The organism is Enterococcus sp. DIV1094 (genome assembly GCF_017316305.2).
Classification (GTDB): domain Bacteria; phylum Bacillota; class Bacilli; order Lactobacillales; family Enterococcaceae; genus Enterococcus_B; species Enterococcus_B mangumiae.
Genome location: NZ_CP147250.1, coordinates 121734 through 138832, shown reverse-complemented (window position 1 = coordinate 138832; position 17099 = coordinate 121734). Strand labels below are relative to the sequence as shown.

Sequence of the window (17099 nt, the reverse complement as noted above, 5' to 3'; positions counted from 1 at the left end):
CAGTTGTTAATGGAGTGATAGATAAAAAGAGCGGAAGGTACGAAGTAGACAAAATAGTATGGGGTGCTATATGGAATACTTACATCCTTTCATCTGTCCTATAGAATAATCAAAGAAGAAATGCTGATACGATCAATAAAAAATGTTCTTGTTGATTGGCGAATCAGTGTTCCTTCTTTTATTCTTTCATGCAGCAAGCTGTTTCCATTATAGTTGATTGATCTGACAGTAAGAAACTTAGTAGATATAAGTGGCTATTGTTAAAAACATCATCTAGTTAAAAGTTAGGGATACATGCTCAAAAATTCACGGTTTCAGCAACAAAAACAGTCTGTATATGGCAGGAAAAAACGCTAGCAATTCAAGTAGAACATGGAAACAGCGGCATCGTTCACGGAAAATAAAATGAAATATTCTGACTAAGTAAATTTCTCTTAGTCTAGAATCCTCTAACATGAAGGTTGGTAGAACACATGGAATATATAATGGATACATTTAGTAGCCATTACTTAACAAAAAAGCAAAGCGAAATGTTGAAGTTATTTACAGTTCTAGTAACAGAAAAATATTTATCATTAAATAAATTGAGCGTGGAATTAAACTTGACGATGTATCAAACGAAAATATTACTAGTTGAACTCGAAGAAAACTTTGAACAATTGGATTTCACATTTTCCTCTTTCTTTTTGCTAGAAAAAGGTACGATCGGTTTAATCGAAGGATTTAATCAGGAGGTATTGCTTCAAGTATTTGTCAATTTGAAGAAAAAATTTTTTAATGAATCACCTTATTTTCAATTGTTGCTGTATCTTTTGAAACATCGAAAAACTCGGGTAGTGGATATTTCTGATAAGTTGATGTTTAGTAAGTCTTATTGCTATAAATTGATCAGTCGGCTGAAAGACATTTTTCAGAAACAAAAAATCCCAATCACTATTCATAGCAACTTCGAATCAATTTCTTTGGAAGGAAACGAGAAGTCCATCAGAACGTATCATTATTTAGTACAAGTTATGGCATATAATGTTTTTGCGGATAGCCAGACAAGAGTAAACATTGATTTAGTGGGAGATGGCTATGGAAGTTTAAAAACAACTAAAGTGAAGCATGATATTCTTTTCTCGATACTTGAAAATGCAGTTTCTCGTGGGTATCTCGTGCAAGATTTAGAGAAAGAAGCGCTAGAGATATTCGATAATATGAAAGAGTTGTACGAAGATGATTCATTGACCAAACTAATACCAACTAGAAATATCGAAGATAGGGAAAAAGAAATTGCTTTCTTCTATTTTTGCAGACAACTTCTAATACCTGAAACGACAAGTAAGCGAGATAAAATATTTTTAGGTGAAAAATTCAAACGAATCAGTAGTAATGAGATCGTTGATTTTTCGATTGATGTCGTAGAAACGTTGTCAAATAAATATAATATAAAGCCTGAAGTTGAAAATGTGATTTTATATGAAAGTGTCATTAATAGTTGGGCATATAAAAATATTTATTTTGAAAATTTGAAAGGAATGGCCAATCAACATAGTCCTGACAGTAGAATCCATGAAGTGAAGAATCTAGTATTGAAAATAGTTGAAAATAGGGATTTAAAAGTTGGCGATCGACAGATATTTGCGAATAAGTTAGCGTACATCTTATCTTATTATTTGCCTATCCAAAATAGCGAGACAGTGATCATCGCTATTTCAATGTTACACCATCCTGAATATGTACCAGTGATCCAAAATAAATTACTGACTATATTTAATAGGAAAATCATTAACTTTACTTCTACTATTGAGGGAGCTGACGTTCTAGTCTCTGATGGCATTTTGTTTCATGAAGAATCACAGGATTTTGCTTTCTTTAGGGATATCCATAATAAAAATCACTGGGACAATTTAAATACAGTTGTTCAAGCAAGGATCATTGCAAAACTAGGTTAACAGGTTCTGCTAGTTCTTGCGCTACTAGGAAAATAAATACTTGAATACAGGAATACTGGATAGAAGCTGAGAAATGTTAGCAAAATCCAGAATACTGTTCTTGATAGATTGGATAGGAGCCATGATGATAAAAAACAGTTTAATAAAAAAATATGAGTTATTTCGCGTTTCTTCTATTATTCTCGTATTATTCATAGGATGTTTATTTTACATACAACCGGTTGATGCTTCCGAGGAAAATCCAGCATCGATTCTAGTAGATGTACAACCTAAAGAATACGAGATCAGCGATAGCTATATACAATTTAGTCCAGAACTTAATAAGAACTATGAATTTACAGCAACAATTACAAATATAGGCGACAAAGACTTAGACATTGCCGTCTTTCCATCGGTTGCATTATCTACGATGGGAAGTGTCACTTATGTGGAAAACAAAGAAAATCTTTTAGATAAAAATTATGACTTAGCCAAATATGTGAAGATAGCTACTGAGAATGGTGAACTTGAAGATGGAAAAATAAAAGTTGAAGCGAATCAAAGCGAAACGATCATAATTTCGCTCAATATCACTGAAGAACTTGATGGGGAAGTTTTAGGTGGGGTGAATTTCTCTCAAACTCTAAGTGAGCAAAGTAATGAAGATTCCGTAGATATCGTTCATGTTTATGAGAAAGTACTCCTGTTTCACCTTAAAATGAATGAACTAAATACTGAAAAGGAACAAACATATGATGAGTTTGAATTTGTAAACTCACAGGATGCTATAAAACTTGATTACTATGTACTTAATAATAATCCTACGGTGACTTTTGCGGAAAATGGACCATATAAAGTAATCAATCCAAACGGGGAGATCATTTCTGAAGGGGAAATTGAGACGCGCGCGATTGCATTAACTCCAATGACTAAAACAAAGCTGAATCTGCCCTTAGTTAGTGATGCAGAATTGGTATCTGGGGAGTATCAATTCATCATAACTGTTGATGGCAAGGAGAAAATAACTAGATTTAGCTATACAAAAGAGGCACTTGAACAATTGATTGAACAAACAAACGGCTCGAATCATGTTGTGGTCAATCAAAGCAGCAATATATGGGTGATTGGTTTATTAATCATTTTTTCTACTCTATTGATTGTCATAAGTGTAATACTTTATCTTAAATATAAGAAAACGAGAATCAACAGCTAAGGCTGCGATTCTCGTTTTTCGCTATTAGGCGAAAGGCCAAATTTATAAATGATCAATAATGTGAGAAAAGAAATTCCGGTTCCAGCAAAGCCAAAATACATATCAATGATATCCGGCGTGTTTATAAACCCAAGTACAGTTTCACATAGCGCATTTGCTACAAGTAAAAGTAAAGAAAAAATGATGATATAATTGAACTTTGCGCCCATCAATAACCAAAAATAAGGAATCAAACCTAAAATCAAACTAATTGAAAAGTTTGAAATATGAAGATAAAAATCCGAATAAATGGAGGTGAAAATCGTTATATCCCAATGTTTTGATAAATACATAAAAGATCCAGCAGCAATCACCACAAGATACAAAATAGAAGTCCATAACTTGGGTAAAAATTTAAAAGCAAGTTGGTTCTTCATGACGAGTCACCTCCGAATGATGTTTGGGTAATGAATATAGTGAGCTTTCCTATGTATTGTTAAAAAGAGGTGGTCAAGTTCATTATAGCCTATTTACTTTATTATGTAATACATCAAACAGTAAAGGTCACATCCATATCAAAAAAGACAATACCAAGACATGTCTGGTATCGTCTACAAAACGAACAATCATTTATTTTTTTTATTTTCCGAAATAAACAGAGGCTCTTCTAACTGATCATAATACTTTGGATTTAATTTTGTATCCCCGTTGACGTCGTTTTTTCGAACGACTGATAATAGCATCGGGCTAAAACCTAAAATTCCTAGAACAATAGAACCAACTACTAAACTTGTTTTTCTTAACATAATTGCCTCCCTCTGTAAAATGGTTCGACGAAATAAGCATTTCTTTATGATCGTATAAGACTAAAACCATCCGTATACGACCTATATGCTTCTTATCCAATAAATTTTAATTTTAATAGACAAAAATTACGTATAGTAATAATGAACGAAGCAGATAAGTAAATAGTAGTACAAGTAGCAAATACTATCAAGTATTGCTGTGCTGTCAGAACATACACAAGAAGTATCCGAAAATTTGAAGAGTAAGGAATGAGGGAATATTCAATTGGAAAAGAAGAAAAAATGGTTGACTCCAGTAAGTGTAGGTATACTATTAGTTCTTTTGACAACGATAGGAATTATTAGAATAAGCGAACCTACAGAAAAAGAAAAACAGATAACCTTTTTAAAAGCACATGAAAAGGAGATGACGGAGTATATAAAAAATTATAGTTCGCAAGATGGGCAAATTACGTTTGATTGGGAGACAACAGCAGTAAATACAGGTATTGCATTTTCCAAACCTGTATTGATTGTCAAATTTGATATTAGCGACAGTTCAAAATTAGAGTATAACAATCGAGGTTATGTACTTAGGGTAAAAACTGATGTAAAAAAATTAAATAAAATAAGTGAATTGATGGTCTTAAATGACCCTATCTATTCTAATATTCAGGAGGATAGAGATGACTGATTTTGAAGAGAACTTTAATCCATATGTCGATATAGCGAAAGACGCGTATGTAGGACATCTAAAAAGATTTACATATGGATCAAAAAAATATACTCAAAAGATATTCTAATTTGAAAGAACTATGAATGAGGGGATAATCAATTGGGAAAGATAAAATGGTTGATTCCAATAAGTTTAGGTATATTATTCATGCTTGTCGCAACGATAGAAGTGAAGAAGATGAGCGAACCAACAGAAAGAGAAAAACAAGTAGCTTTTTTAAGGGCACATGAAGAAGAAATGACAAAGTATGTAAAATCTCAAAATGCAAAGATTCAAAGTGTTAAGTATGAATGGGATAGTGTAAAAGTTGATGATATAGGAAATGGGACACCTATGGGCGCTGGAAAATTATTGACCATTAATGGAGGATTCAATGATATCGAAGAGTCAAACTTCATACTAAGTTTTGGAGTGGATGATAAAAAAATGCCTGAACTTGATACTATCGGGCTATTAAGCTCTTTATATGTAGGTGGGAGAATTTATGAGTAATTTAGAGAATTCCGACAAGATTTAAGCTAACTTAGCAGAAAGTTCTTATAGTAATTGTCCTAATTCTTTTAAAAGATATCAATAATAGTAAAGTCTACTTTACCCTAAAAACAGTCAAAACTTATAAAACAATATGAGTATCGAAAGTAAAGAAAGACATGAAATAAAAAGTTACGTGAAAGTACATACCAAAAATAGCCCCAAATAAAAATATTGCTGAATCAAAAAAGTCATTTCGAAAAAAAGTGAGATACGAAAAAATATCAATAGATAGTCAGAACATACACAAAAGATATTCATAATTGAAAGGATAGGGAGTGAGGTGATAAGCAATTGGAAAAGAAAAAATGGTTGATTCCAATAAGTATAGGTATGTTAGTCATGGTTTTGACAGTGATAGCAGTAAAAGAAATAAGTGAACCTACAGAAAAAGAAAAACAGATAAACTTTTTAAAAGCACATGAAAAGGAAATGACGGAGTATATTAATCAATCCGAAGGGGAAAAAGTAACAGCGATTAATTATGATTGGAATAATGTTAACCAAGTAGTTATCGGAAATGGTCTTCCTAGTGGAGCTGGCAAAAAAATTCAAATTTTTGGATTTGTAAATAATAAGCCATATATGGATTTCAGATTGGATATAGAATTGAATCAAAATAATATGCCTGATATGTCAACTTTACATTATGGACAACAAATAAATATTGAGGAACTTAATAGCTGATTTAGAGAATCAAGCTATATGCTGATTTTGCACAAGTACATACCAAAAAGAATCTCGGAAAAATATTGCTAAAATCAAAAACGCAGTTTTGTTAAAAAAATCCCTGATACAGATGAGAGTATTGATAGATTGACTGAACATATACGAAAACATATCCAAAACTTGGAAGATCGAGGAATGGGGAATAATCAATTGGGAAAGAAAAAATGGTTGATTCTAGTAAGTATAAGTATAGTAGCAATCCTTTTAGCAACGATAGGATTAAAGAAGATAAGCGAGCCAACAAAAAGAGAAAGACAAATAGTCTTTTTAAAATCCCAGGAAAAAGAAATGACAGAATTTGTAAAGCAGCAAAATGAAATCGTTAATAAAGTTGTGTTTGATTGGGATTCACTAGAGCAAGAGATAGTGGGGAATGGACTTCCGCAAGGTGCCGGTGAGGTTTTTATTATTCGAATACAAATTATTGATCAGAATAACAAGGAAATAAATTCATTTGGTTTCGCTATAAATCCAGATGATGTTAATAGGCCTAAGAAGATAGAAAAAATGTATACGATCAATGCTAACTATGATTACTATAGTTGCAGTTAGAGAAGGGAGAAAGCCTTGTGAGGAAAAAGAAGATAATTATTGTAGTTAGTTTGACTATTACCTTAGTTCTATTAGGCACGCTAGGAATGAAAAAAATAATGGAACCGACGGAAAAAGAAAAACAAATTGCTTTTTTAAAAGATGAAGAGAAATTGTCTAAGTATATAAAACAAGAAAGTCATTCAGAAATCGAAATCAAATATGATTGGAAATCTGTAGAACACAGTCAAAGTATGGCATTCTCAAGGCCAACCCTGGCAATCAAATTTGATGTTATTGATAAGAAAAAAAGTAGTGCAGAAAACTACTATAATAAAGGAAATACTTTAGTCATTGATGTAAATAATGAGTATTCTGCTATAAATGATATGTGGACTACGAATGATATTTTAGAATAAAGATCTTGAATGATGTAGATAAATGACTAATCTCAAAATCAATTTAAATGTTTATGTAATTTGATTTCAAAGACCGCACAAAGTAAAACTAAATAGTTTTGCTTATGAATCTTTGAAAAAAATGAGGGATAATCCATTGGGGAAAAAGAAAAATTGGCTGATTCTAGTAATCGTAAGTTTACTATTAGCCCTTTTTACAACAATAGATGTGAATAAAATGAATGAGCCAACAGAAAAAGAAAAACAGCTTGCTTTTTTGAAAGAACATGAAGAAGAATTAACCAAGTACATTATAGAGAAAAATTCACAAATCAATATAGCTATTATTAAATATGATTGGGAATCATTTAGGATAGCGGAGCTTTTACCCAAAAAATGTACATAGTTGATATTGAGTTATATGACATTGATAAAAATGAAATAGATGGTGGAGCAATTCAAGTTTCACCAAATAACTTAATAAAACCTACTAAGATAGAAGAGATAGCGACCAATAATTTTGAAGAAGCAATGGAGGAGTTAACTAGTGGTGAATTTAGCTGATTCATAAAAATCTGTAAGCACAGTCTATCTATAACCCAATACTTATATGTATGAAAGCAGTTAAAAAATTGGAAGACCAAGGAATGAGGGGTAATCAATTGGGAAAGAAGCATTGGTTGATTTCAGTAAGTATAGGTATAGTATTAGTCATTTTGACAACGATAGTGGTGAATAAAATGAGCGAACCAACAGAAAAAGAAAGACAAATAACTTTTTTGAAAGAGCACGAGAAAAAAATGACAGCATATGTTATAGAAAGAAACGATTACGTAATTTTAAAAAATTATCAAATTAAAAATATTGAGTATGATTGGGAAACAGTTCGAGTTGTACAGGGCATGGCGTTTAGTCCTAAGTCCATAGCTGTCAATATCAGTCTTTTTGATGAAACAGATAAAAAGATTGATGGGTTTGAAATATATATTTATACTGATAATATTTCAAATCCTACTAAAATTAAAAGCTTTCAATAAGGTGAAATACAAATGAATATTAAATTTGGTATAGTCAGGGCATTTAATCGAACATCAAGAAGAAATGAGATCAAAAATATAACGTATGCTTGTAACTATTGATTACATAAAGATAAAAGTATAAAGGAGAAAAATATGTGGGGAAAAAGAAGAAAATTATTGTAGTAAGTTTAACTATCATCTTAATCCTTTTAGGCACGCTAGGAATGAAAAAAATAATAGAACCGACGGAAAAAGAAAAACAAATCGCTTTTTTGAAAGAACATGAAAAAGAAATGACCATATATGTAAAGTCACAAAATGATAAAATCATAAGCGTTCAATATATCTGGGAAAGTGTAGAAGTTATTATGATTGGAAATGGACTTCCTTTTGGGGCAGGAGAAGCACTCACAATTGAAGGAAAATTCAATCATATTCCTGACTCCAGTTTTTATTTACAATTCAGTCTTGAAAAAACAAATAGAATGCCAGTGATAGGAAGTATGACTGCTTTTAATTCTTTTAGAATTGGGGGGATGCTTTTGTGAGAAATTTAGAGAATTCAAATAATATTTATGTCAATTTAGCCAGAAGTAGCTACAATAGTCCACCTAATACTATTTAAAAAGATTGAAATAGTATGAATCAAGTGGAATTTGATTATTCTATTGAAGAGATTGATATAGGGATGTAACCGATGAGGAAGCAAAGTGACCATATAACGGTAAAATTTATCCTCCAACTGATGCTACCGTAAAAATAGTCAAAGAGTTAGGAGAAATACGTGTTTCAAAAGTAAACAGAGGAAATAAAGTACGTACTAATTAATGTTCTCGAATAATAGACAATGCTAAAATCGACAAAGTTGTTATGTTTTAAGGGCCTAATTAGGTGAAATATCGAAAGACTGTCAGAACATACACAAAAATTAGAAGATCAAGGAATGAGTGATAATCAAATGGTAAAGAAAAAATGGTTGATTTCAGTAAGTATAGGTGTATTATTAGTCCTTTTGACAACGATAGGAGTGAATAAAATGGGCGAACCAACAAAAAAAGAAAGACAAGTAGCTTTTTTAAAAGCACACGAGGAAGAAATGGTGGAATTTGTAAAAAAGCAAGATGAAAAAGTTAATAACGTTGTGTTTGATTGGAATTCACTAAAGCAAGAGATAGTGGGGAATGGACTTCCGCAAGGTGCTGGTGAGGTTATTATTATTCGAATACAAATTATTGATAAGGATAACAAAGAAATAAATTCATTTGGATTCGCTATAAATCCAGATAATATTAATAGGCCTAAGAAGATAGAAACAATGTATACAATTAACGCTAACTATAATTACTATGAAGGAGAATAGGTATGGTCAATTTAGAAAATTATAGTAACTTATATGCTAATTTAGCGCAAGCATCTTACGATGGTAGAAAAATACGATTTTCTTTTAGTTTAACAGAATGGGACAGAGAACAAATAAATAATTATAGACAGAATAATTTCGTTCCATTCAACTTCCCAAATGCAAAAGATGTTCATGGAAATGATTTAAGCACTGTCTACCTCCAACTCGATAACAGTGTAAAAACAGTCAAAGAGTTAGGAAACATACGAGTGCCGAAAGTAAATGGGGGCTATGAAGTGCAAAGCTATGTGAAAAACTCATATAAGCAAGGACTTTTGACGGATGAGAAAGCTGGCTTCAATGCTTATTATGTAACGGACACGCCTAAGCTATCTATAGAGACCAAACACACTTACTTTGTCACCAGAGGGAGTGATGGCATTTCTTCAAGTAACTTGAATCTCAATGACTGGTGGCATAATAATCAGGCGTTTACCACAAAAAATGCCTATATTCCGCAGGCAAAATTAGCAAATCAAGCCATGCACCAGAAGATAACGGAAATGGCTACAGAAGCACCCAATGCTACAATGGCTGTCACAGGTCATTCTTTGGGAACGATGGTATCGATTCAAGCTGTAGCGAATCTCCCTGAAAAAGATATTGCCAAAATCGACAAGGTTGTTTTGTTTCAAGGACCTGATGCACGTGAAAGTATTAATAAAATGTCTGAACAGGCACAAAAAAATATCCAAATGTTGGAAGAGCAAGGAAAAATCGACTATTATGTCAACGCTTTTGATATTGTTTCGATGTTAAATAGAAATAAGCCTGGGGTAGATGAGATTGGTAATGTCCGCTATTTGTTACCTAAATCGTTTAACACCACGTTTGATATGGAAGATAAAGACGGCTCGAGTCATGATTTTGGACAGTTTCAAATAAATCCTGATGGGACACTTAAAGAGGCGAATTTAAACGAACATGGCTACATTTTTGCTGCAGGGATAAAGGTTTCTCAATTGATCGATAAATATTTGAATCGTTTAGTAAAAGAAACACCAGAAGGCGGGTTATCTTTTACAGAAGTCATAAAACTGTTGCTATCTGGAGAATATAAAGATTTCGAAAAAGAATATGCCAAGATTATTGCAGAAGCAAAAGTTGCTAGTGAGTGGAATGAGACAGTCAACGAATTACATAAAAAAATTTCTAAATCTTCAGGTTCTAAAAAAATCACTTTACAGTCCGAACTAGTTCAGACTATCATCCAAAAGGCAAAAAATATAGGGGAAGAGTACGAGATGATCTTCAAAAATGCACAAAAAGAATTTGAAGATGAAATCAATGCAATAGCGAAAGAAATATTGGATGGTGCAGGAATGATTAGAAATTATTTGACTTATTGGGAAGTGCAAGACATGATTTCACCTTATGGAAAAAATAATTTATGGGACAGTGGACAAGCCTCATTAAATACGGATCAAGTGAAGCAATACAAAGAGAAGTTGGGAGAGTTTAGTAACAAAATGTCAGTAGTAGCAAATAATCTCTCAGAATACGACAGACATGCAGGGAATAATTTATTTAAAATCAAGTGAAAGGAGTTTACCGATGGAAGATAGAGAATTACAAGAATTTCTAGAGAGACTTGGACAAGAACAAAAAGAACGGGAACGAGTAGCTATAAAAGCACTTATTCTTGCAAAAGAAAGTCGAATCAGCCAGACAAAGTTAACCTCGATCGAATCCTTAAAAGAAATATCAGAAGGAATGTATCAACAAACAAATAGTGTTTTACCGACTAATTTGAAAGGCGCGTTAGAAGGGGAAAGTGCGGTTGCAGCAGAACAGTATGTGAAGCAAATGAAACAGCCAACATTGATCACACCTGTGAAAAGGGGATAAAAAATGGAGACAGTTGAGAAACAACGGAAACTACAACATTTAGAAGAACAGTTCTACCAAAATAAACGTCAGATACACCGTCAGCAAGAAGAAATAGATAATCAGCTAGTAAATTTTAGGAAAGAAACTGATCAATTGGTACAAAAAATCATGTATTTAACGAAGAATCATCATTGGGATAGTCGACAGTTCTATCATCAAATGGAGACGATAGATCATCATCTCATACGTACAGCTCAAAATTATGCGCAACAATTAGATGAAAAAGAGCAGGAGTTAACAAGGTCATATCTAAAAGAAAGAGAAAGAATCCAAGAAATAAATATCTAGAAAAAAACTTCCATGTTTTTTCACAAATCGCACTTCCTTATAGAAAGACGACTTTCTGGTACAATACGTGTAAGCACTTAAGTTCTAGGAGGAAAAAGATGAGCGAAGACGATGTGAAAGGACTAACCAATACAGGGTTACCATATGATGATATGGACTCAAAAGTTGTACAAGCAAGAAATCATGCGTTGAGACAATGTAGAAGATATAATTTTCTCGTGAATTCTGAGAATCATTACAAGTATATGATTTTGCGGGATCTGTTTGCTTCAATGGGTGAAAATGTCTATATTGAGTCGAATTTCCAATGTGAGTTTGGGTTCAATATTTCTATAGGAAACAATGTTTATCTCAACCATGACATGATCATTCTGGATTGCCATGAAGTGACGATTGGGAATGATGTTTATGTAGGGCCTAGAGTTGGTTTGTATGCAGCCAATCATGCAGAAGATCCGTTCGAACGCGCTGATCATGTCGTTTATGCGAAACCGATTCATATTGGAGATCGAGTTTGGTTGGGTGCGGGAGTGCATGTGTTGCAAGGTGTGTCGATCGGTGCAAATAGTATTATTGGCGCGGGAAGTGTCGTGACAAAAGACATACCAGAAAACGTGGTCGCTGCGGGGAATCCTTGTAAAGTTATTCGACCAATCAAGTACAAAGACCGAGAGAAGATGATCAAAGACGAAGATAAAGCTTTATTGGTGGAATGATATCATAAGGCGTTTACGTTTTTCTATTCCAGTCAAACAGTATAGAAAGTTTTTGGATAAAAATAATACCCGAACGATAGCGAAGAGATTTCTGCTAGAATGCAGAGAAACTGTTCGATCGTTCGGGTATTTTATTTAACTGCCTGTGAGAAGCGTCATCTTGTAACTCATTGAATAAACGGTATTTAATAAGCAGTGTTTCTTGTTACTTAGCGTTAATCGTTTTTTTTTAGCACTTCATCAACGAGTTCTTGATTTTGCCACTGCTTGATTAGGTAGTTTCAAGACGACAAGTGAAACGACAAGGACGGATAGCAAACGATCTAAATAATCTGTAGCGGCTTGAACGATGGTGACACTGGCTGCTTGGTTTAGCCCCAATCCGTAAAGAAGTTGAACGATGGTGCTTGAACCAGATGAAGTGATACCACCAAATAATTGGATCGTGATAAGTGAAGCTAGAATGGTTCCAGGCGCTGAAATCACGAATGTCCATACGAATAATGAAAGTCGGCTTTTCAGTCCATGCTCATGTAACTTCTTAGGTAAAATCAAACCTGCGAGCAATCCTGTGATGATTTGGATCGGTGAGTAATACAAAGAGAACATGTCCATTGTCACGCCACTAAGTAAACTACTACTCAATCCTGTCAAAACGCCAGGAATTGGTCCAAGTAAGGCACCGGCAAAAATCGTGCCGATTGAATCAAGATAAATGGGTAATCGGAGCCATAAAGCGATCGTTCCGCCGAGAAAGTTGATTCCGATACTTAATGCCATGATTGTGATCATTCTTGTTGTGATTTTCTTTTGTGTCATCTTCATTTCATCCCATCTTTAATCTTTCCAGATCTTTTTTTATCAATTCTTCTTGTGCATTTAAAAGAACGGCTAAAAACTTCCGGAAAAAAAGAGAGGTGTCAACATCTGTCATGATCAGACTATTTGGTTTTTTCTGCCAAAAATCGTGACGATCAACTAAGGTTTGACCACGACTGATGCCTTGTGTTTCCACAGCGGTATAACTAGTAAAACCTTGGCATAGTTGTTCATCAATGAAATAAGCAACTGCTAAAGGGTCATTGATAACACAGCCGAGGATGCGTTCTTGCTGCCAATGAAAGTCGTAATAAAAACGTGTGATTGCTTTTAAATAGTTTCCTTCTTGTGGCGCAAGTTGGCAACAGTATTCTAGGATCGTCGGCGTAAAGACGATTTCTCGTGTGACATCTAAGCCAACCATTTCGATGATTTGCCCTAGATGTTCAAAGACATAGGAAGCTGCATCAGGGTCACACCAGTAATTGTATTCTGCTACAGGTGAACAATTGCCGTGGCTTTTGTATGTCCCGCCCATCGAAACAAACCGATCCATCTGGTTTCCTATTCGTGGGTTCTTCTGTAAAGCAGAGGCGACATTTGTGAGTGGCCCTAACGCAATCAACGAAGTATCTTGTTTCTCAGCAAAATAATCCGCTAAAAAATCAACGGCATGGATCGTTTCAGCTTGTTTATCTGATACTAACGGGAAATTTGTTTCCCCAAGACCATCCATGCCGTGTGTATCTTGTGCGCTGATAAATGGTGTGTTTAGAGGGGTTGCTGAACCTTGGTAGACAGGGATGTCTAGTCGGTCGCAGCGTTCTAAACAACGGATCACATTTTCTGTTCCCAAATGAACGGGAACATTTCCACAAACGGTGGTGATTGCGACAACTTCGATTTCTGGTGATTTTAATGCAAATAAGAGCGCTAATGTATCATCGATACCAGGATCGCAATCAATAATAACCTTTCGCATTATTTCCAATCTCCTTTCTATAGAGACACTTAGTTTTTTATCCTGGGAAGTTTCCGAACCAGTCCAAGGGGTCCACCCTTGATTCCAATGCACGGCATTAGTATACTTATTTTTAAGACAAATGTAAATGTTATGCAAATAATTAATCTTTTTTTCAGAAGATCTGTATGTGAGAAGAATGAAGAGAATCTTCTCCAAATGGATCGACATATAAAAAAACAGAACATATCAATAGTTCGTTGTCTGCCTCTTTTATAGAAAATGGTACAATGGAAATGAACCGTGAATTGGATATGGTACAAACCTTAGAGTGCCATGTATTAGATAAACTTGAACTAAGCGAAAAAAATGAAGTAAGCAATTTGAGAATAAGGGGAAGGCTATAAAATTCAAATGCCAGGATTCCTGCGATTGCTTCTTTTTTATAGACTTGTTTTTTTGTTTGGCTTATCAAGTAGAAAGTGTGGGATGCAAGTGGTTGTTTTTTATATTTTACTAATTATGTTATTAATGATCGTTAGTTATCATTTTGTTGCTTATCTATATGCTAAAAAATTGATCAAAATAGGATTGCAACGAGGCTATCCTTGGTATGAAGAAACAGGGCATCAATTGATGGACCCAGCTTCTTTGACGACGGTCGATGAACAACGGCAAAAGTTAGAAGACTTAGCGGAAGACTTTTGGCAAAAGGGCGAAAGTGTGACGACTAAAAGCCATGAAGGATTGAAACTAAAAGGCAGAATGTTCTTTTCTTATGCAAACAAAGGAAAATGGGTGATCTGTGTTCACGATTATCGTAGTACAGGCAAAAAAGACATGTCTTACATTGGAAAGAAATACGCAGAGAAAGGTTTCAATGTTTTGATTCCAGATTTACGTGCGCATGGGGAAAGTGAAGGAGAAATCATTGGGATGGGCTGGTTGGATCGCTTGGATTTGATTCTCTGGATCAATGAAATCTTAAAAAAAGAACCAGAAGCTACAATTCTACTCCATGGAGGCTCCATGGGTGCTTCAACAATCATGATGGCTAGCGGAGAAAAGCTGCCGAGTGCGGTGAAAGGCTTGATCCTTGATAGTGGGTTTGTATCGGTCTATTCAGAATTTCGTTATATGTTAAGTAAGTTAACGGCGTTTCCGAAAAAAATCATCATGAGATATGCCAATCGATATGCTCAAAAGTATGCTGGCTACTCTTTGAAACAAGCTTCTGCTACGAGACAATTAGGAAGCAACCATTTACCAGTGCTGATCATCCATGGTGAACATGATCATTTTGTGCCAATGGAAGCAGCGTACACGATCCAAAATGCGACGGCAGGAGATAAAGCCTTATTGCTAGTGCCGGGAGCAGAGCATTTAGAAGCGGTCAGCAAAGATCCAGATACTTACTGGACAGTGATTTTCTCATTCATTGAACAAAGAGTGCAATTATAAGTACAAATGATTGTCTGAAAAAAATAGGACTGGTAAAATCAGAGAGTGTAAAAATAGTGTTCGTTATTTAAGAATAAGGAGCGTGAAAAAATGGAAATCAAAGAAGAAAAGAATCGTTTAGTACTGTTCGATGATGAACAAACAGAAATTGGTGAAATGACGTGGTCTGATGCCGGTCCGGATATTATGATCATTGACCACACATTTGTTGATCCAGCTTTTAGAGGACAGAAATTAGCAGAAAAACTGGTTGCGACCGGAGTGGACGTAGCTAGACGTACGGGTAAAAAAGTGATCCCACTATGTCCGTATGCGAAAGCAGAGTTTGAAAGAAAAGCTGAATATCAGGATGTTTGGCGTAAATAAATACCAAAGAATGCGGAAAACTGAAGACTATCGCAGTTCCTTAGAGAATCAACTAGCGAGCCCTCCAATCGTGTTCTTTAAAACATCGACCATCTGATGAAACACTGTTGTCACAAGGCGTGTTATGTGATAAAGTTAGAAGGACGATATTTTGAGAAAGGAGGCTGTTTGATGTATAATATTATTTTAGGGATCGTTATCGTTATATCAATTATGATGGTCATCGCGATCATGATGCAACCAAGCAAACAAAATAGTGCAGCAAGTGCATTTACAGGTGGAGCAGATCAATTATTCGGAAAGCAAAAAGCACGTGGATTTGAAGCAGTAATGCAACGCTCGACAGCTGTTATGGGCGCTGTATGGATGATTTTGTTATTCGTACTTGCATTTTTATCTTCTAAGTAAATCGTTTAAAACCAAAGAGCAGAAGTGGTTCTTTGCTTAGAGCAGATTTAGAGGATAGATTGAAGGTTCATCGATTTTTCAAATAAATAGAGGGTCTGGGAAACGAAATTATCCCAGACCTTTTTTGTTGAATAGAAAAGGGACCGTTATATAAGAAGGTATTTGTTAACTATGGTAAAATAAGGCTAATGAGGTGAATTAAATGAAAAGTCTACCACAACCTATTTATGAAAAACATGGGAAGCGCGCAGTTCTCTTATTACATGCGTATTCGGGTAGTCCGAATGATGTACGAATGTTAGCTCGTTTTTTAGAAAAATCAAACTATACGATTTATGCGCCCACTTTTACTGGGCATGGGACGCTTGCACCAAACGAGATTTTAGATCAAGATGCTGAAACTTGGTGGCAAGATACGAAACAAGCACTTCAATTTCTGCATGAGGAAGGATTTTCTGACATCGCCGTTTTAGGATTATCGATGGGAGGCATTTTTGCAGTTCGAGCATTATCAGAGATTTCTCTGGTAGGCGGCGGCTTTTTCTGTTCGCCGATTTCTCCAGTAGAAAACCATGTGCCAGAAAACTTTGAGAACTATGTACGTCATGTCTTGAAAATTGCTGGGGAGTCGGAAGCATCGATCGAACAAAAAGTCGTCGCTTTCCGCCCACGTGTAGAGCAACAGTTAAGAGACATTCAAGAACAAGCAGCAATTACAGAAAGTAAGTTGTCAGATATCCAAACGCCTGTCTTCATGGCTCAAGCGGGTCAAGATGAAATGATTGATCCTTATGGTGTCTATGATACAGCCAAAAAACTTGCACATACGGGTATTTCCCTACATTGGTATCCTGAAAGCAAACATGTGATCACAGTAGGAGTAGCAAGAAAAGCCTTTGAAAAAGATGTGTTGGATTTTCTAGAGAACTTACCTTGGAATGAGGAGTAAAA

At 34.7% G+C, this 17099-nt stretch carries 24 protein-coding genes and 1 riboswitch; of the genes, 20 read left to right on the top strand and 4 right to left on the bottom strand.

The window, feature by feature from the left end; all coding sequences use genetic code 11:
* The first annotated feature begins 473 nt into the window (after positions 1 to 473).
* The gene (locus DOK79_RS00680; RefSeq protein ID WP_206853551.1) at positions 474 to 1937 is read left to right on the top strand and encodes a helix-turn-helix domain-containing protein; all 1464 of its coding nucleotides are present in this window, start codon (positions 474 to 476) and stop codon (positions 1935 to 1937) included.
* 73 nt (positions 1938 to 2010) lie between these two features.
* Entirely contained in the window at positions 2011 to 3129 is a 1119-nt protein-coding gene (locus DOK79_RS00675) for a DUF916 domain-containing protein (protein WP_242543205.1), read from the top strand.
* On the opposite strand, the gene DOK79_RS00670 is transcribed toward DOK79_RS00675, so the two are convergent.
* Both DOK79_RS00670 and DOK79_RS00665 read right to left on the bottom strand, forming a co-directional pair.
* A complete protein-coding gene (locus tag DOK79_RS00670; RefSeq protein ID WP_206853554.1) occupies positions 3126 to 3545 on the bottom strand; it encodes a hypothetical protein in 420 nt (139 codons plus the stop codon). The two genes, DOK79_RS00675 and DOK79_RS00670, sit on opposite strands and share 4 nt — an antisense overlap.
* Positions 3546 to 3734: 189 nt before the next feature.
* Positions 3735 to 3914: a hypothetical protein gene (locus tag DOK79_RS00665; protein WP_206853557.1), complete on the bottom strand. Its 180-nt coding sequence runs from the start codon at positions 3912 to 3914 to the stop codon at positions 3735 to 3737.
* Positions 3915 to 4179: 265 nt separating this feature from the next.
* Here DOK79_RS00665 and DOK79_RS00660 point away from each other — a divergent pair, with 265 nt between their 5' ends.
* The 14 genes from DOK79_RS00660 to DOK79_RS00595 all read left to right on the top strand — a co-directional run bounded on the left by DOK79_RS00660 (position 4180) and on the right by DOK79_RS00595 (position 12133).
* Positions 4180 to 4587: a hypothetical protein gene (locus tag DOK79_RS00660; RefSeq protein ID WP_206853559.1), complete on the top strand. Its 408-nt coding sequence runs from the start codon at positions 4180 to 4182 to the stop codon at positions 4585 to 4587.
* 141 nt (positions 4588 to 4728) lie between these two features.
* Positions 4729 to 5121 (top strand): hypothetical protein, encoded by a 393-nt coding sequence (locus DOK79_RS00655; protein WP_242543206.1) that lies wholly within the window; start codon positions 4729 to 4731, stop codon positions 5119 to 5121.
* A gap of 333 nt (positions 5122 to 5454) precedes the next feature.
* Positions 5455 to 5847, top strand: a complete 393-nt coding sequence (locus DOK79_RS00650; RefSeq protein WP_242542361.1) for a hypothetical protein — start codon at positions 5455 to 5457, stop codon at positions 5845 to 5847.
* Between the two features lie 177 nt (positions 5848 to 6024).
* Complete coding sequence (locus DOK79_RS00645; protein ID WP_206853561.1) at positions 6025 to 6441, top strand: hypothetical protein; 417 nt, start codon at positions 6025 to 6027, stop codon at positions 6439 to 6441.
* A gap of 17 nt (positions 6442 to 6458) precedes the next feature.
* Complete coding sequence (locus DOK79_RS00640; RefSeq protein ID WP_206853563.1) at positions 6459 to 6839, top strand: hypothetical protein; 381 nt, start codon at positions 6459 to 6461, stop codon at positions 6837 to 6839.
* 136 nt (positions 6840 to 6975) lie between these two features.
* Entirely contained in the window at positions 6976 to 7224 is a 249-nt protein-coding gene (locus DOK79_RS00635; protein ID WP_242543207.1) for a hypothetical protein, read from the top strand.
* Positions 7215 to 7382 (top strand): hypothetical protein, encoded by a 168-nt coding sequence (locus DOK79_RS00630; protein ID WP_242543208.1) that lies wholly within the window; start codon positions 7215 to 7217, stop codon positions 7380 to 7382. The genes DOK79_RS00635 and DOK79_RS00630 overlap by 10 nt, the downstream gene beginning before the upstream one ends.
* A 68-nt stretch (positions 7383 to 7450) precedes the next feature.
* Positions 7451 to 7855, top strand: coding sequence for a hypothetical protein (locus DOK79_RS00625; RefSeq protein WP_339092599.1), 405 nt, complete (start codon positions 7451 to 7453; stop codon positions 7853 to 7855).
* A gap of 137 nt (positions 7856 to 7992) precedes the next feature.
* A complete protein-coding gene (locus DOK79_RS00620; protein ID WP_206853566.1) occupies positions 7993 to 8385 on the top strand; it encodes a hypothetical protein in 393 nt (130 codons plus the stop codon).
* Between the two features lie 410 nt (positions 8386 to 8795).
* Entirely contained in the window at positions 8796 to 9197 is a 402-nt protein-coding gene (locus DOK79_RS00615) for a hypothetical protein (protein ID WP_206853746.1), read from the top strand.
* Between the two features lie 2 nt (positions 9198 to 9199).
* On the top strand, positions 9200 to 10780 hold the full coding sequence (locus tag DOK79_RS00610) for a cutinase family protein (RefSeq protein WP_206853568.1): 1581 nt from the start codon (positions 9200 to 9202) through the stop codon (positions 10778 to 10780).
* Between the two features lie 13 nt (positions 10781 to 10793).
* The gene (locus tag DOK79_RS00605; protein ID WP_206853570.1) at positions 10794 to 11087 is read left to right on the top strand and encodes a hypothetical protein; all 294 of its coding nucleotides are present in this window, start codon (positions 10794 to 10796) and stop codon (positions 11085 to 11087) included.
* A 3-nt stretch (positions 11088 to 11090) separates the two neighbouring features.
* Positions 11091 to 11417, top strand: coding sequence for a hypothetical protein (locus tag DOK79_RS00600; protein WP_206853572.1), 327 nt, complete (start codon positions 11091 to 11093; stop codon positions 11415 to 11417).
* Between the two features lie 98 nt (positions 11418 to 11515).
* Complete coding sequence (locus DOK79_RS00595) at positions 11516 to 12133, top strand: sugar O-acetyltransferase (RefSeq protein ID WP_206853574.1); 618 nt, start codon at positions 11516 to 11518, stop codon at positions 12131 to 12133.
* Positions 12134 to 12373: 240 nt separating this feature from the next.
* On the opposite strand, the gene DOK79_RS00590 is transcribed toward DOK79_RS00595, so the two are convergent.
* Complete coding sequence (locus DOK79_RS00590; protein WP_206853749.1) at positions 12374 to 12952, bottom strand: ECF transporter S component; 579 nt, start codon at positions 12950 to 12952, stop codon at positions 12374 to 12376.
* Positions 12953 to 12959: 7 nt separating this feature from the next.
* A complete protein-coding gene (locus DOK79_RS00585) occupies positions 12960 to 13934 on the bottom strand; it encodes a nucleoside hydrolase (RefSeq protein WP_206853576.1) in 975 nt (324 codons plus the stop codon).
* Positions 13935 to 13957: 23 nt separating this feature from the next.
* A riboswitch (PreQ1 riboswitch) is annotated at positions 13958 to 14002 on the bottom strand.
* Between the two features lie 406 nt (positions 14003 to 14408).
* On the opposite strand from DOK79_RS00585, the gene DOK79_RS00580 reads away from it, so the two are divergent.
* From DOK79_RS00580 to DOK79_RS00565, 4 genes are all read left to right on the top strand, one after another.
* On the top strand, positions 14409 to 15374 hold the full coding sequence (locus DOK79_RS00580; RefSeq protein ID WP_206853752.1) for an alpha/beta fold hydrolase: 966 nt from the start codon (positions 14409 to 14411) through the stop codon (positions 15372 to 15374).
* 90 nt (positions 15375 to 15464) lie between these two features.
* Entirely contained in the window at positions 15465 to 15740 is a 276-nt protein-coding gene (locus DOK79_RS00575; RefSeq protein ID WP_206853578.1) for a GNAT family N-acetyltransferase, read from the top strand.
* Positions 15741 to 15911: 171 nt separating this feature from the next.
* A complete protein-coding gene (secG, locus tag DOK79_RS00570; RefSeq protein ID WP_010734881.1) occupies positions 15912 to 16148 on the top strand; it encodes a preprotein translocase subunit SecG in 237 nt (78 codons plus the stop codon).
* A 202-nt stretch (positions 16149 to 16350) separates the two neighbouring features.
* A complete protein-coding gene (locus DOK79_RS00565) occupies positions 16351 to 17097 on the top strand; it encodes an alpha/beta hydrolase (protein ID WP_206853581.1) in 747 nt (248 codons plus the stop codon).
* The last annotated feature ends 2 nt before the right edge of the window (positions 17098 to 17099 follow it).

Bases quoted from the DNA above. Each gene is read 5' to 3' on its own strand.
- DOK79_RS00680 (WP_206853551.1), top strand. From the start codon at position 474: ATGGAATATATAATGGATACATTTAGTAGCCATTACTTAACAAAAAAG.
- DOK79_RS00675 (WP_242543205.1), top strand. From the start codon at position 2,011: ATGTTAGCAAAATCCAGAATACTGTTCTTGATAGATTGGATAGGAGCC.
- DOK79_RS00670 (WP_206853554.1), bottom strand. From the start codon at position 3,545: ATGAAGAACCAACTTGCTTTTAAATTTTTACCCAAGTTATGGACTTCT.
- DOK79_RS00665 (WP_206853557.1), bottom strand. From the start codon at position 3,914: ATGTTAAGAAAAACAAGTTTAGTAGTTGGTTCTATTGTTCTAGGAATT.
- DOK79_RS00645 (WP_206853561.1), top strand. From the start codon at position 6,025: ATGGGGAATAATCAATTGGGAAAGAAAAAATGGTTGATTCTAGTAAGT.
- DOK79_RS00630 (WP_242543208.1), top strand. From the start codon at position 7,215: ATGTACATAGTTGATATTGAGTTATATGACATTGATAAAAATGAAATA.
- DOK79_RS00615 (WP_206853746.1), top strand. From the start codon at position 8,796: ATGGTAAAGAAAAAATGGTTGATTTCAGTAAGTATAGGTGTATTATTA.
- DOK79_RS00610 (WP_206853568.1), top strand. From the start codon at position 9,200: ATGGTCAATTTAGAAAATTATAGTAACTTATATGCTAATTTAGCGCAA.
- DOK79_RS00605 (WP_206853570.1), top strand. From the start codon at position 10,794: ATGGAAGATAGAGAATTACAAGAATTTCTAGAGAGACTTGGACAAGAA.
- DOK79_RS00600 (WP_206853572.1), top strand. From the start codon at position 11,091: ATGGAGACAGTTGAGAAACAACGGAAACTACAACATTTAGAAGAACAG.
- DOK79_RS00595 (WP_206853574.1), top strand. From the start codon at position 11,516: ATGAGCGAAGACGATGTGAAAGGACTAACCAATACAGGGTTACCATAT.
- DOK79_RS00590 (WP_206853749.1), bottom strand. From the start codon at position 12,952: ATGACACAAAAGAAAATCACAACAAGAATGATCACAATCATGGCATTA.
- DOK79_RS00585 (WP_206853576.1), bottom strand. From the start codon at position 13,934: ATGCGAAAGGTTATTATTGATTGCGATCCTGGTATCGATGATACATTA.
- DOK79_RS00575 (WP_206853578.1), top strand. From the start codon at position 15,465: ATGGAAATCAAAGAAGAAAAGAATCGTTTAGTACTGTTCGATGATGAA.
- secG (WP_010734881.1), top strand. From the start codon at position 15,912: ATGTATAATATTATTTTAGGGATCGTTATCGTTATATCAATTATGATG.
- DOK79_RS00565 (WP_206853581.1), top strand. From the start codon at position 16,351: ATGAAAAGTCTACCACAACCTATTTATGAAAAACATGGGAAGCGCGCA.